At 45.1% G+C, this 13700-nt stretch carries 11 protein-coding genes; 9 read left to right on the top strand and 2 right to left on the bottom strand.

Features of this window, described 5'->3' with window-relative positions; genetic code table 11:
- Window positions 1-17: 17 nt before the first annotated feature.
- The 7 genes from EUBC25_RS01370 (at window position 18) to EUBC25_RS01340 (ending at window position 8228) form a co-directional block, all read left to right on the top strand.
- A complete protein-coding gene (locus tag EUBC25_RS01370; RefSeq protein WP_230106469.1) occupies window positions 18-992 on the top strand; it encodes a LacI family DNA-binding transcriptional regulator in 975 nt (324 codons plus the stop codon).
- A 270-nt stretch (window positions 993-1262) separates the two neighbouring features.
- Window positions 1263-2579, top strand: a complete 1317-nt coding sequence (locus tag EUBC25_RS01365) for an ABC transporter substrate-binding protein (RefSeq protein WP_230106468.1) — start codon at window positions 1263-1265, stop codon at window positions 2577-2579.
- A 73-nt stretch (window positions 2580-2652) separates the two neighbouring features.
- Entirely contained in the window at window positions 2653-3537 is an 885-nt protein-coding gene (locus EUBC25_RS01360) for a carbohydrate ABC transporter permease (RefSeq protein ID WP_230106467.1), read from the top strand.
- Window positions 3534-4364, top strand: coding sequence for a carbohydrate ABC transporter permease (locus EUBC25_RS01355; RefSeq protein ID WP_230106466.1), 831 nt, complete (start codon window positions 3534-3536; stop codon window positions 4362-4364). The genes EUBC25_RS01360 and EUBC25_RS01355 overlap by 4 nt, the downstream gene beginning before the upstream one ends.
- A gap of 23 nt (window positions 4365-4387) precedes the next feature.
- The gene (locus EUBC25_RS01350; RefSeq protein WP_230106465.1) at window positions 4388-5731 is read left to right on the top strand and encodes a glycoside hydrolase family 172 protein; all 1344 of its coding nucleotides are present in this window, start codon (window positions 4388-4390) and stop codon (window positions 5729-5731) included.
- A gap of 20 nt (window positions 5732-5751) precedes the next feature.
- On the top strand, window positions 5752-7239 hold the full coding sequence (locus tag EUBC25_RS01345) for a glycoside hydrolase family 32 protein (RefSeq protein WP_230106464.1): 1488 nt from the start codon (window positions 5752-5754) through the stop codon (window positions 7237-7239).
- Window positions 7240-7265: 26 nt separating this feature from the next.
- Entirely contained in the window at window positions 7266-8228 is a 963-nt protein-coding gene (locus EUBC25_RS01340; protein ID WP_230106463.1) for a carbohydrate kinase family protein, read from the top strand.
- Between the two features lie 41 nt (window positions 8229-8269).
- Here EUBC25_RS01340 and EUBC25_RS01335 read toward each other — a convergent pair whose 3' ends face one another.
- Both EUBC25_RS01335 and EUBC25_RS01330 read right to left on the bottom strand, forming a co-directional pair.
- Window positions 8270-10357: a glycogen debranching protein gene (locus EUBC25_RS01335; protein ID WP_230106462.1), complete on the bottom strand. Its 2088-nt coding sequence runs from the start codon at window positions 10355-10357 to the stop codon at window positions 8270-8272.
- A 133-nt stretch (window positions 10358-10490) separates the two neighbouring features.
- Window positions 10491-10946 carry a helix-turn-helix domain-containing protein gene (locus tag EUBC25_RS01330; RefSeq protein WP_230106461.1) on the bottom strand — a complete coding sequence of 152 codons (456 nt, stop codon included), beginning with the start codon at window positions 10944-10946 and terminating at the stop codon, window positions 10491-10493.
- Between the two features lie 196 nt (window positions 10947-11142).
- Here EUBC25_RS01330 and EUBC25_RS01325 point away from each other — a divergent pair, with 196 nt between their 5' ends.
- Both EUBC25_RS01325 and EUBC25_RS01320 read left to right on the top strand, forming a co-directional pair.
- Window positions 11143-12327 carry an iron-containing alcohol dehydrogenase gene (locus EUBC25_RS01325; RefSeq protein ID WP_230106460.1) on the top strand — a complete coding sequence of 395 codons (1185 nt, stop codon included), beginning with the start codon at window positions 11143-11145 and terminating at the stop codon, window positions 12325-12327.
- Complete coding sequence (locus EUBC25_RS01320) at window positions 12296-13699, top strand: MATE family efflux transporter (protein WP_230106459.1); 1404 nt, start codon at window positions 12296-12298, stop codon at window positions 13697-13699. Before EUBC25_RS01325 ends, EUBC25_RS01320 begins: the two co-directional genes overlap by 32 nt.
- The last annotated feature ends 1 nt before the right edge of the window (window position 13700 follow it).

Genomic DNA, 13700 nt, shown 5'->3' with positions numbered 1-13700 from the left:
GAGAAAGGAGGGATCATATGGCAGGAATACGAGATGTTGCCAGGGAAGCGCATGTAGGTATTGGCACGGTATCGCGTTACTTAAACGGAAGCGGCTATGTGTCTGAAGAGAGCAGAAACCGGATAGAGACCGCTATCAAAACACTTGATTATCAGCCCAATGAATTGGCGAGAAATCTCTACAGGAATCGATCGGGGATCATAGGAGTGATTGTACCGGACCTTGAACATCCTTTTTTCGCAAAGCTGAGTAAATACATTGAGATCAATCTTTATGAGCGGAATTATAAGACCATGATCTGTAATACTGTAGGGATCAGCAATCGGGAAAAAGAATATCTGAAGATGTTGGAGAGAAATGTGGTGGACGGGATCATCGCAGCTGCCCATACGCTGCACAGCGAGGAATATCTGAAGATCAACAGGCCGATCCTCGCCATGGATAAAGACTTTAACGGGCAGATACCGTTGGTACATTCCGACCACAAAAAGGGGGGCAGACTGGCGGCTGAAGCAGTGATAAAGGCGGGATGCCGTAATGTTTTGCAGTTTACTACTTCCTCAAAAGTGACGACACCGGCCAATCAGCGGCATATTGTATTTGAGGAGATCTGTACGAAACATGGCATCAGGGTAAGGACTGTGGAGACAAACTGGAATCTGTTTTCCCACGAGCATTTCAGGCGTTATATGCAAAAAGAGATGGTAAAATACCCGGATGTAGACGGTATTTTTTCAGCAGATATTCCGGCTATCGCCTGCATGAATGTTTTAAAACAGAGAGGATACAAAATCCCTCAGGATGTAAAGATCATAGGCTACGATGGTTTGGACGTTATCTACATGACAGATCCGCCGCTTACGTCTGTTTCGCAGGATATTGAAAAACTTGCAAAATGTTGTGTGGATACGATCATTCAGATTATTGAAGGAAAAGAATACGAGAGTCATCAGGTGATTGATGTGGACTTTGTACAAGGGAAGAGTATATGAGAAATTAGTAAGAATACACAAAAAAGCATATTTTTTGATGTTGGTATTGACACAAATAGACAAGGGTGCTATATTGAAAATAACTTATAAAGTATTCCCGGAGCGCGCAGGGAAATACGGAATAAGATGTAACCGGAAAAATGAAAGCCAAAAATTATTTTTTTTACTGAAAAGTGGAACGGGTTCCATTATCAAACAGAAACAATTTGGCTTTTCATTTTTAACTACTATGGAACGGGTTCCATAAGGAGAAAGAGGAGGACGATTTTTATGAAAAAAATGACGGCAAAAAGGTGGATTTCCGCAAGTCTCGTTACAGTTCTTTCAGCAGGCCTGCTGGCGGGATGCGGAAGCAGCACAGACGAAGAGAACAGTGACGGTGGAGAAACTACGATCAAGTTTGGTATTCATGTAGCCAACCCGGAAGATCAGGAGCCTGTGACTTACAACATTGTCCAGGAATTTAACAAGAAGTATGAAGGAAAATATAAGGTGGAATTTGAAGCGGCAGATACGGAAACTCATTCCAAGAATCTGAAGCTTCAGTCTACGGATGGAACCCTTCCGGATATTTTCTGGGTGGAGGGAGCTCAGGCTCCAGAGTATGCAGAGTCGGGTGTGTTGATGGATCTGTCAGATTATCTGAAGGAAAATACAGATATTGACGAAGCTTTAAATGGAATGGAAGACAGTTATAACAACGGTGAGATTCAGTATGGTTTGCCTTATCAGTGTAATGTTCAGGGATTTTTCTATAATAAAGAATTATTTGACGCTGCCGGGGTAGAATATCCTACAAATGAGACTACATATGAAGAGTTTCTGGATATGATCGCCAAATTAAAGGAATCCGGCGTCACTCCGATTGCCATCGGAAGCAAAAACAGCAGCTACACAATGTGGGAGTTTAATGAATTTCTGGAAAGATACGGATGGTCTGAAAATATCGATGCGATTTTAAGTGGAGAGAAGAAATTCAATAATTCGGATCTTGTTGCCTGCTTTGAAAAAATGGAAGGGTTAAAAGATGCAGGTGCTTTTCCGGACAATATGGCAACTATTGAATATTTTGATGCAAAACAGCTCTTTGACAACGGTACGGCAGCAATGTTTGGCACAGGACAGTGGGATTGCAGTGAGTTTGATGAAAATCTTGGCGATAAAGTAGGATTCTGGTGGGGACCTGTCTTTACAGACAGTGATTATGAACAGAACGTGGCGATGAAAGTTCCCGCAGCTCCTATTGCAGTCAATGCAGAAACAGCAGATGACGAGACAATGAAGGAAGCTGTCTATACATTCCTTAATTTCTACTACAGTGAAGATGCGGCAAAAATGTCGTATGAAGGCTCTATCTTCCCGGCAACCTCTTATGAAGGTATTGCAGCTTCCGACACACAGTATGCCATGAACGCAATGCTGGAAGCTCTGTCAGCAGGATGGCCAAGCCCCGAATCAGCTCCGGACCTTACAGTTGGCTCTGCTGTTCAGACAGAACTTTACAATGGTATTTTCGGAGTGCTTCAGGGAACATACACACCGGAAGAAGCCCTGGACAAAATGGATGAAACTTTGTCCTATGAATAGAGCGGCAGCAAAAACAGAGTATATAGCAGGAATCAAGTTATGATATAGAAGAAACTGCCGGAGGAGATAAATTATGTATTGGCTTAGTAAAAAAAGATATAAGATCGGACTGGTACTACCTACGTTGATTGTTTACAGTGTGTTTATCATTTTGCCGATCGGGATTGCTGTATGGTACAGTTTCACCAAATATTCGGGAATCGGAAAAGCAACGTTTGTAGGACTTGAGAATTACATGAGGCTTTTTAAAGATAAAGTGTTTTGGGTGTCGCTTAAAAATACAATGATCATTTTTGTGCTTGCATTTGTTCTTCTTTTGACAATTTCATTTTTGATCGCCCTTTTGCTGAACAATAAACTGAAAGGCACAGATTTTGCGAAAGCCCTTATATTCTCCCCGGCAATTATTGCGCCGATCATTGTAGGTATTATCTGGGTTTATATTTTGGATCCCAATGTGGGGATCATCAACAACATTTTAGACGCGCTTCATCTTGACTTTTTAAAACAGAAGTGGATCGGCGGAGAGACGCTTTCGCCCTACAGTATTGCTTTCATTTATTTCTGGCAGCAGCTGGGGTATCTGGTGACTATTTTTATTGCAGGACTGAAAATGATACCGGAGGAAGTGCTGGAAGCAGTAAAGATTGATGGCGCCAGCACGATGCAGAAGATTCGATATGTCATTATTCCTATGATGCGTTCCACCATCTCTACGGTGGCGGTGCTCATCATTACCGGAGTATTCAAGATCTTTGAGATCGTGCAGCAGACAACGGGAGGTGGTCCGAACCATCTGTCGGAAACACTGGTTACCTATAGTTATTCTACTACATTCACCAGCGGCAATTATGGATACGGAATGTCTCTTGCAACGGTAACATTTGTACTGTCTTTAATTATTACGGGGATTTATTCCTTTTTGACACGGGAAAGAGAAGGAGGGAACAAAAGATGATCGGAAAAAAGAAAAAAACAGTGATGTATATTTTGATCATTGCCATTACGTTGATTGTTGTATTCCCTTTTATCTGGATGCTGATCCTCTCCTTCAGGAGCAGCGCCGATATTATGACAAATCCACTGGCGCTTCCGGAATCACTGAATCTGGAGAATTATATCAATGCCACTAAGACTCTTGATTTTATCAGACTTTATGGCAACACAATCTTTGTGTGCGTGGTTTCGCTGATCATAGAGCTGGTGATCACCTTTTTCAGCTCTTTTGTCTTAAGCAGGATGGTGTTCAAAAACAAAAAGATCCGGTCCATGCTGTATGGATTTTTAATCATTGGATTGTCAATCTCACCATTTATTCTGCTGTTTCCGGTGTATCAGATCAATGTGAGGCTTCATTTAAGGGAACAGTTTGCGCTGATCATGCCCTATGTGGCGACATCAATTTCCTTTAATACGCTTTTGCTTACCAATTATATGAAATCTCTTCCTGTGGAGATTGACGAGGCGGCCATCATAGACGGCTGTTCTCTGTGGGATCTGATGTTCCGGGTGATCCTTCCTATGTCGAAGCCGGTTATCGCTACTATTGTAACATTTAATGTCCTTTATATCTGGAATGAATATCCGTTTGCCTCAGTTATGCTAAGGGATGTATCAGATTACACTCTTTCCATGGGAGCATCCTTCTTTAAGGGCAACTACACAGTGGATTACGGCGGCATTATTGCTTCCAGTGTGATGATCATTATTCCAGAGCTGATTTTCTATGGGATTTTCCAGAAGCATATTGTAGAAGGAATGACAGCAGGAGCTGTCAAAGGATAAAAACAGGAGAAAGGAAAAAAATTATGAGTAATGTATCAGGATTATTTAAAGATTTGACAACAATTAAAAAGGCAAGAAACGGACGCCTGGCGAGCTGGGATCAGAGAGGAAAAAATCAGGATTACTGGGAAATTCCAGCAGGGGAGAGCATTACACTTGGAGAAATAGAAGGACCGGGTTGTATTACACATATCTGGATGACCTCTTCCTGCAGAAGAGTGAAATCCCCCAGTATTCTGGATCCGAAGCTGAATGCATCGGCAGCGCCTGTTATGGAAATCCATCCGGCGCTGGGTGTAATCTGGGATGATTATGATCCTTTCTATTACAGAAAGGCTCTGATTAAAATTACATGGGACGATCAGGATACTCCGAGCGTGCTTGCACCTTTTGGCGATTTCTTTTGCATCGGTAACTGTTATCCGGGAAATTTTTCCTCCCTTCCTTTTAATGTTTCCCTGAAGCCGGAGGAGGCAGGAAGATATGGAGCACCCTGTTCGGTGTCCTGTTATTTCCCGATGCCTTTTAATAAGAAGGCAAAAATTGAGATCATCAATGAAAATGACATTCCGTTTATTTTATATTTTAATATTGATTATGAAATGTACAAGGAACCACTGGATGAGAACACAGCATACTTCCATGCTTCCTGGCATCGGGAAAATCCCTGCGATGGATGGGGACCGGATATTCAGGTCAATTCTCCGGAGGTAAATAATGTCACTAACTTAAAAGGGGATGGCAATTATGTTGTACTGGATGTGGAAGGAACCGGACACTATGTGGGCTGCAATCTGACAGTAAAACATTACCAGGGTAGCTGGTGGGGAGAAGGAAACGATATGTTCTTCATCGACGGAGAAGAGTATCCTAGCCTGAATGGAACCGGAACAGAGGATTACTTTAACCATGCCTGGGGAATGCAGAGGAATGCCTTTCCGTTTTTCGGAACAATTGTCCACGAGGGAGATACAGATGGATTCCAGGTATCCTACCGTTTCCATATCACGGATCCGGTACGGTTTGAAAAACATTTGAAAGTAACGATTGAGCATGGACATGCAAATCATCTCTCTGACGATTGGAGTTCTACCGCATATTGGTATCAGACTCTTCCTACAGCGCAGCCCATTGAGATCCTTCCTGTGGAAGAAAGACTGCCGAATGTTCCTAAGCTTCCGGAGAGGAAACTGACACAGCCGGAATTGACAGAGGAAATGAAGGCGGCCAGAAGTTCTTATGAAGAGCGCTGGAATGTCTATAAACCGGCCAGGGAAGAGCAGTTCAGAATCAAGGAGGATAAAGCAAGAAGAGAATCCCGCCTGAATACAGAATTTGCAAAAAAATTAAGAGATGACTATAAATAACATAAAGGAAGCAAACGCTTATGTCAAAGAAATTAATGCAGGAAAAAATAGAAAAGGCCCAGGAAGAGATTGATAGAAAAAAAGAGCTGGTAAAGCAGGGCAGAATGCGCCAGAATTATCATTTCATGGCCCAGACCGGGTGGATCAACGACCCTAACGGCCTGATTTATTACAAAGGCAGGTACCATCTGTTTTTCCAGTATAATCCCTATTACGGATTCTGGGATTACATGCATTGGGGCCATGCAGTCAGTGAAGATCTGGTGCACTGGGAGTACCTTCCTTTGGCTCTTGCGCCGAGCGAGAGCTATGACGACCATATGCGGGGAGGCTGTTTTTCCGGAAGTGCCATTGAGCATGATGGCAAACTGTTCCTTATGTACACCGGAACAAAGAATGATGGAAATGGATTTGAGCAGTCCCAGTGTATCGCATACAGTGAGGACGGGATCCATTTTGAAAAGTATGAGGGCAATCCTGTGATCACAGCTCCGCCAAATGTACCAAAAGATTTTTTTCGTGACCCAAAAGTCTGGAAACATGATGAAAAATATTATATGATATGTGGTGCAAGGAAAAATGATTTTGCACAGGCTTTGCTTTACTGCTCCAGGGATATGCTGAATTGGGATTTTGTAAATGTACTGGCAGAAAGCCGGGGCGAGTGGGGCTACATGTGGGAATGTCCGGATATCTATCCGCTGGGAGACAAATATGTCCTTATGTTTTCACCTATGGGGGCTGGTGAGAGGACCAGCGTCTATCTGGTGGGAGATCTTAACTATGAAACGGGAAAGTTTGTCTATGATGTCAGCGGGGAGATTGACTGGGGATTTGACTATTATGCACCACAGTCTTTTGAAGATCCAAGAGGAAGGCGCATTCTCATCAGCTGGGCTAACGGCTGGGACTGGATGCCTTTCTGGAAAGACTGGGGTCCGACATATAAAGAAGGATGGTGCGGTTCTTTCAATATTCCAAGAGAAGTAAAAATGAACCCGGATCATACACTGAGATTTGAGCCGGTAGAGGAGCTGAAGCTTCTTAGAGAAGGCGCCTGTGTGAAAGAAGAAATTTTGCTGGAAGAGGAGACCATGGATATCCCACTTAGTGACGGTGTGTCCTATGAACTTAAACTGGAAATTGATCTTGGCAGTACGACAGCGGAGAAATTTTCTTTGCAGCTTCGGTCTGATAACGAGAGAAAGACGGAAGTCATGTTTGACCTTAGGGATCAGAGTATGCAGGTTTCGCGGGAACATGCAGACGGATGGAGCAAAGGGGCCAGCCACAGTCCTCTGAAAATGAAGGACAGGGAAAAGCTTCTTATACATATCTTTTCAGATAAAAGCTCCATAGAAGTTTTTGCGGAAAATTATGAGACAAATCACAGTTGTAATATTTTTGCAGACGAGACACAGGATCATAACAGGATATCTGTTCCCCGGGGAAAATTAAAAATCCGATCTCTGGAGACATGGGCCTTAAAAAAGGTGATGGACTGCTAGGGACGACGAAAATGAGGAGGAAAGATATGGAGAAGAAGTATGATGTTGTGGCATTGGGAGAGCTTTTGATTGATTTCACGGAAAATGGTTTAAGCAGCCAGGGGAATCCCCTGATGGAGGCAAATCCGGGGGGAGCGCCCTGTAATGTGCTGGCTATGCTGAACAAACTGGGAAAGAAGACGGCCTTTATCGGAAAAGTGGGCCGGGATCAGTTTGGAACCATGCTGAAAACAGTAGTGGAGGAGAGCGGAACAGATGTCACAAATCTGATGATGGACGATGAGGTTCACACCACACTTGCCTTTGTCCATACCTTTCCGGATGGGGATAGAGAATTTTCTTTTTACCGGAATCCGGGAGCGGATATGATGCTGAAGAAAGAGGAAGTCGATCCCGAGATCATAAAAGCGGCAAAAATTTTCCACTTCGGTACTTTGTCCTCCACTCACCCGGAAGTGCGGGAAGCTACAAGGTATGCCATTGATGTGGCAAAAGAGAACGGCCTTTTGGTTTCCTTTGATCCTAATTTAAGAGAGCCTCTCTGGGATAGCCTTGAGGATGCCAGAAAAGAGATCGAATATGGTCTTGGAAAATGCGACATTCTGAAAATTTCCGATAATGAGATGGAATTTATGACTGGAACGGACGACTACAACAAAGGTGTGGAGATGCTAAGAGAAAGCTATGATATTCCTCTTATCTTTGTGACTCTTGGAAAAGAAGGAAGCAGGGCATATTACAAGGACATGATCGTAGAGGTAGCTCCTTTCATTAGAAAAGATACTATTGAGACTACGGGGGCGGGCGATACTTTCGAGGCGTGTGCTTTGAATTATGTGCTGGAGCATGGCCTTGAGAATCTGACAGAAGAAAATTTAAAAGAGCTTCTTCGCTTTGCAAATGCAGGAGCATCCATCATCACAAGCCGCAAGGGAGCTTTGAAAGTGATGCCGGAAAAAGAAGAGATAGAAAAAGTCCTGGGCTTATAAGCCCGGGACTTTTTATTTAGCAGAACTCTTTGTTCCAGCACCTATGGGTGGGAAGCCACAAGAATAACCACGGAGCGTTCTCCAATAAGAAAGTGATCGCAGGAGAGCACAGGAAGGGGATCATGAAACAAGAGGTGTTCCTGATCGCCGGTATTGACAGCAAAGTGCCAGCAAAGCCCCTCTGGGAGATGGGGAACCTGGATATCATGGGCTTCCCAGTGTACGTTAATGGCGAGAAAAACAATGTCGTCTCTGGCAGCATCCGCGTCATAGCCGGCAAAGAGAACTCCGGCCACCCCGATTCCGCCTGAATCGGGAGACTGCCATGGTATTTCAGAGTGAAAACTTACGTCGGGAAGATCATAGCGGCAGCTTTTTCCGGAACCTCGAAGAACCGGATGATTTTTGCGGAAATGGATCATATACTGGAAAAAAAGGAAGATATCCTGGTGCTTTTCAAGAAGGGTCCAGTCGAGCCAGGAGATCTCATTGTCCTGACAGTAAGGATTGTTGTTGCCGAACTGAGTATTACAAAATTCATCTCCTGCAAAAAACATAGGGGTTCCCCGGCTGCACATCAGTACAGCGCAGGCATTTTGAATCATTTTCATGCGAAGGGAGAGGACATCGGCGTCATCTGTATCTCCTTCAGCGCCGCAGTTCCAGCTGCGGTTGTCGTTGGCGCCGTCTGTATTATTCCATCCGTTTGCCTCATTATGTTTTTCATTGTAAGCGTAAAGATCATACAATGTAAAGCCATCATGGCAGGTGAGGAAATTGACAGATGCGTGGGTGCCTCTGATTTCCGGATCGTAAATATCCGGGGAACCGGCAATTCGGCAAAGAGCTGCAGGTGTGTATTCAATCTGTCCTTTCAGGAAACTTCTCATATCGTCCCGGTAACGACCGTTCCACTCACTCCATCTCCGGAAAGAAGGGAAATTTCCTACCTGATAAAGACCGCCGGCATCCCAGGCTTCGGCAATCAGTTTTGTATTTCCAAGCACTGGATCAAAGGCAAGACTCTTAAGAAGAGGGGGATGTTCCATGGGAGAACCATCTTCATTTCGTCCCAGGATGGAGGCCAGATCAAAGCGAAAGCCGTCAATCCGGTAAGTAGTCACCCAATATCTGAGGCAGCTTTGTATCATCTGCTGTACAACCGGGTGATTACAGTTCATAGTATTCCCGCATCCGCTGAAATTGTAATAGCAGCCTTCAGGGGTGAGCATGTAATAAATATTGTTGTCAAATCCTTTGAATGAAAAGACAGGTCCCTTTTCATTGCCCTCAGCCGTATGGTTGAAAACTACATCCAGTATGATCTCGATACCGTTTTCATGGAGTTCTTTTACCAGCTCTTTCAATTCCAGTCCTTCCCGATTATATTCAATATCAGAAGCGTAACTTGTGTTGGGAGCATAGAAGCTGACAGTGCTGTAGCCCCAGTAGTTAAGGAGCTGATGTCCGTCTACGGTGCGTTCATCCATCAACTCGTCAAATTCAAAGACAGGCATCAGTTCCACGGCGTTTATACCCAGAGACTTCAAATAGGGGATTTTTTCACGCACCCCGCGAAATGTGCCGGGAGCAGTTACATCCCGGGCCATTTTTGTAAATCCCCGGACATGGAGTTCATAGATGATAAGATCCTCGATAGGCGTGCAGAGCTGGGGTTCCACGCCCCAGTAGAAATTGTTTTTGACAACTCGTGCCCGATAGCCGCTCTTTTGGACTTTCTTTCCCCAGGTGCTTTGTCCGGTGATGGCTTTGGCATAGGGATCGATCAGAATATTTTTTTTGTCAAAGATCAATCCCTTTTCCGGTTCATAAGGTCCATCCAGGCGGAAGGCATATTCAAATTCCTCCACATCCAGACCAAACACGATCATGGAAAAAACGTGGCCGATCCGGTAACTGTCCGGGATGGGGAGTACAGCATATGGCTCTTCGGCTTCCCTGTGAAAGAGAAGGATCTCACAGGAGAAGGCATTTTGGGAATGGACCGTGAAGCTGACGCCGCCCGGAATGGCCCATGCGCCGAAATATTCATAGAGCCCGGGACGGACGGGAAAGCCTTTAATCGTATCCAATGGTTTCATATGCTGCGGCAGAGTTTCTTTGATCATAAATGAAATGCCTCCTTTTGTGAGCAAAATGACATGTGACATTAGATTTTCCTGTGTTTATTATATGCGGGATATGGGGGAAAATCAATGGAAGAGCCAAGTGCCTCTTTAGAGTCTGCCCTTTAGAAGCGGATCATAACCGGAACCTGTCATCCAAAAGAGCAGAAAGCCTTTCCTGATAGCGAAATTGTAAAACGGAACCGGCAAAAACAAGTCCGATGCCGATGAAGATAACAATAGCCTGGCGCGGAGAGGATGGAGCCATCAGGCCGCCTATTATAAGACCGGTTCCCGCGCCACAGAGAAAGTCTGTCACAGCCTTCTGACGTTTGAAAGACCCGCGTATGCGCTCCTGGTCAATGGTTTTTACCATTCTTGGATTTTCTTTCAATATCTGATCCAGAGAAACAGAGAAGCGGTCGCTTATTTCAATCAGTGTTTTCAGATCCGGATAATTTTTTTCATTTTCCCAATTAGATACGGTTTGCCTTGTGACATGGAAGAGTGCGCCAAATTCTTCCTGGGTCATATTGCAGGCTTTACGGATATTACTGATCTTTTTCCCGATATCTATATCATTTTCTTTCATGGCGGGTTCTCCTTTCAATAAAGAGTCTGCTGTTACTGCTATTATGACGGAAGTCCATATGAAAAGTAAAGCAAGAAACGTTTGACATGCGGGGCAATCCGGTTTTTTGTCCGCAGAGAACCGGTCGGATTGAATTGGCCGGTTTCTTGTGATACAATGCAAATGAATAGAAAATTGCAGCGCAAGGGGGTCTTTTATGAAAAATTTTGTACAGTATGCGCCAACGGAAATTGTGTTTGGCGAAGACGCCGAGAATGAAGCGGGAAGACTCGCAAAAAAATGGGGCGGAAGCAAAGTACTGGTTATTTACGGCGGCGGGAGCGTAAAACGAAGCGGCCTTCTTAATAAGGTGGAGGAGGAGCTGGAAAAAGAAGGAATTGCCTATGAAGAGCTGGGAGGCGTACAGCCTAATCCGCGCCTTGGACTTGCAAGAGAAGGTGTGAAAAAGGCAGTCAGCTTTCAGGCAGATCTGATCCTGGCGGTAGGCGGCGGAAGCGTCATTGATACAGCAAAGGCGGTAGCCATTGGAGCAGCAGATCCGGGAACAGATATCTGGAGCTTCTGGATGGGAGAAAAGGCAGTGACAAAAGCGCTTCCGGTAGGTGTGATCCTGACTATATCTGCAGCGGGAAGTGAGACAAGCGATTCGGCAGTGCTGACAAATGAGGAGACAGGGAAAAAGGCCGGGATCAACACGGATTTTAATCGGCCGAAATTTGCAGTTATGAATCCAAAGCTTACCTACACTTTGCCGAAATATCAGCTTACATGCGGAATTGTAGATATTATGATGCACACGCTGGAGAGATATTTTACGCCTGTAGACGGCAATGCTCTGACAGATGAGATTGCAGAAGGACTTTTAAGAACCATGATCACATACGGAGCGAAAGCTTATGAAGATCAGACGGACTATGACGCCATGAGTGAGATCATGTGGTGCGGAAGTGTTTCACACAATAATTTAACCGGACTTGGACGTCCAAAAGATTTTCTCTGTCATAAGCTGGGACATGAGATCAGCGGTATGTTTGATGTGGCTCACGGAGCGACTTTGTCTGCTGTGTGGGGAAGCTGGGCCAGATATGTGTACCGGATCGATGTTTCAAGATTTGCCCGCTATGGAAGACGGGTGTGGGGAATTGAGGAAGAAGAGGACGAGGCGGCAGCAGTCAAAGCTATCGAGAAAACAGAAGACTTTTTCCGTTCTCTCCACATGCCGGTGTGCATAGGTGAGCTGGAGATCGGCGTTCAGCCGGACGAGATCCTTCGGAAACTGGCGGACAGTGCGACAAAGGGGAATACGATTCTCCTTGGGGCCTTCAAGAAAATAAACGCTCAGGATGCATATGAGATATACAAGGCAGCTAACCACAACTAGTCCGGAAATCGACTGGAAAGGATTTTATAGAAGCGTCTTTGCACTGGTGCTTCCGCTGGCGTTGCAGAATCTGATCAATGTAGGCGTGACGGCGGCAGACGTGATCATGCTTGGAAAAGTAGGAGAAAAGGTGCTCTCCGGAGCCTCTCTGGCCGGGCAGGTTCAGTTTATCATGACGCTGATCTTCATGGGGATTACATCGGGAGCTACGGTGCTCACGGCACAGTACTGGGGAAAACAGGATACTGAAACCATTGAAAAGGTACTGGGAATGGGGCTTGTGGCAGGAATCGGCACTGCGCTTGTCTTTGCTGTGGCAGCGATCGGCGCCCCGGAAATGCTGATGCGGATTTATACATCGGACGTTCAGGTGATCAGTGAAGGGTCAAAGTACTTGAGGATTGTAGGGCTTTCCTATCTTTTCATGGCAGTGACCCAGGTCTATCTGAATATTATGAGAAGTATTGAGAGAGTGGCTGTGGCTACGCTGATCTACCTTATTTCTCTGCTGGTAAATATTGGGATCAATGCTCTTTTGATTTTCGGACTTTACGGCGCACCGAAAATGGGTATCGTAGGAGCGGCCATCGGGACCCTGTGTGCCAGGATCACAGAGACAGTTCTCGTTTTGTGCTATGCATTTTTCCGCAATAAGACGGTAAGGATCCGATTCCGGTATTTTATCCGTATTGACAGAGTTTTGCTGAAGGATTACATGGTCTATGCCATGCCGGTGGTGCTCAATGAATTGATGTGGGGACTTGGAAGCTCGGCAAATACAGCGGTGATCGGTCATCTTGGAAGCGCAGCTGTGGCGGCCAATTCTGTGGCCCAGGTGGCAAGACAGCTGGCGACGGTCGTGGTGTTTGGGATTTCTCATGCAACGGCCATTTATCTGGGGAAGACGATCGGTGAGAAAAAGCAGGCTCATGCAAAGGCATATGCAAAGCGGTTTGCCGGACTTAGCCTGATCTTAGGGGCAGCGGGAGGGGCGGTTATCCTGATCGCAGCGCCTATTGCAAATGCAAATCTGGCTCTTTCCGGACAGGCAAAGAGTTATCTTATTTTTATGTTTTTCGTGATGTCGTATTTTACAGTGGCGCAGTCATGGAATACGACTATGGTGGTAGGAATTTTTCGCTCCGGAGGCGATACAAGATTCGGGCTTATCATGGATGTGTCTACCATGTGGGGATGTTCTATTTTGCTGGGGTCAGTGGCAGCATTTGTGTTTCATGCCAGTGTACCTGTAGTCTATGTGATCCTGATGAGCGATGAGCTGATTAAGGTACCTATTACGTTAAAAAGATATTTCAGTTATAAATGGCTGAAAGATGTAACAAGAGAAAAAGAAGAATTGGGAGGAAGATGAA

The sequence above is a fragment of the Claveliimonas bilis genome (genome assembly GCF_020892095.1).
Taxonomy (GTDB): domain Bacteria; phylum Bacillota; class Clostridia; order Lachnospirales; family Lachnospiraceae; genus Claveliimonas; species Claveliimonas bilis.
Note: the sequence above shows the minus strand (reverse complement) of the source record. Positions and strands in the feature narration are given on the sequence as shown.

Excerpts from the sequence above, each read along its gene's own strand:
- EUBC25_RS01370 (WP_230106469.1), top strand. The coding sequence starts at position 18 with ATGGCAGGAATACGAGATGTTGCCAGGGAAGCGCATGTAGGTATTGGC.
- EUBC25_RS01365 (WP_230106468.1), top strand. The coding sequence starts at position 1,263 with ATGAAAAAAATGACGGCAAAAAGGTGGATTTCCGCAAGTCTCGTTACA.
- EUBC25_RS01360 (WP_230106467.1), top strand. The coding sequence starts at position 2,653 with ATGTATTGGCTTAGTAAAAAAAGATATAAGATCGGACTGGTACTACCT.
- EUBC25_RS01355 (WP_230106466.1), top strand. The coding sequence starts at position 3,534 with ATGATCGGAAAAAAGAAAAAAACAGTGATGTATATTTTGATCATTGCC.
- EUBC25_RS01350 (WP_230106465.1), top strand. The coding sequence starts at position 4,388 with ATGAGTAATGTATCAGGATTATTTAAAGATTTGACAACAATTAAAAAG.
- EUBC25_RS01345 (WP_230106464.1), top strand. The coding sequence starts at position 5,752 with ATGTCAAAGAAATTAATGCAGGAAAAAATAGAAAAGGCCCAGGAAGAG.
- EUBC25_RS01340 (WP_230106463.1), top strand. The coding sequence starts at position 7,266 with ATGGAGAAGAAGTATGATGTTGTGGCATTGGGAGAGCTTTTGATTGAT.
- EUBC25_RS01335 (WP_230106462.1), bottom strand. The coding sequence starts at position 10,357 with ATGATCAAAGAAACTCTGCCGCAGCATATGAAACCATTGGATACGATT.
- EUBC25_RS01330 (WP_230106461.1), bottom strand. The coding sequence starts at position 10,946 with ATGAAAGAAAATGATATAGATATCGGGAAAAAGATCAGTAATATCCGT.
- EUBC25_RS01325 (WP_230106460.1), top strand. The coding sequence starts at position 11,143 with ATGAAAAATTTTGTACAGTATGCGCCAACGGAAATTGTGTTTGGCGAA.
- EUBC25_RS01320 (WP_230106459.1), top strand. The coding sequence starts at position 12,296 with ATGAGATATACAAGGCAGCTAACCACAACTAGTCCGGAAATCGACTGG.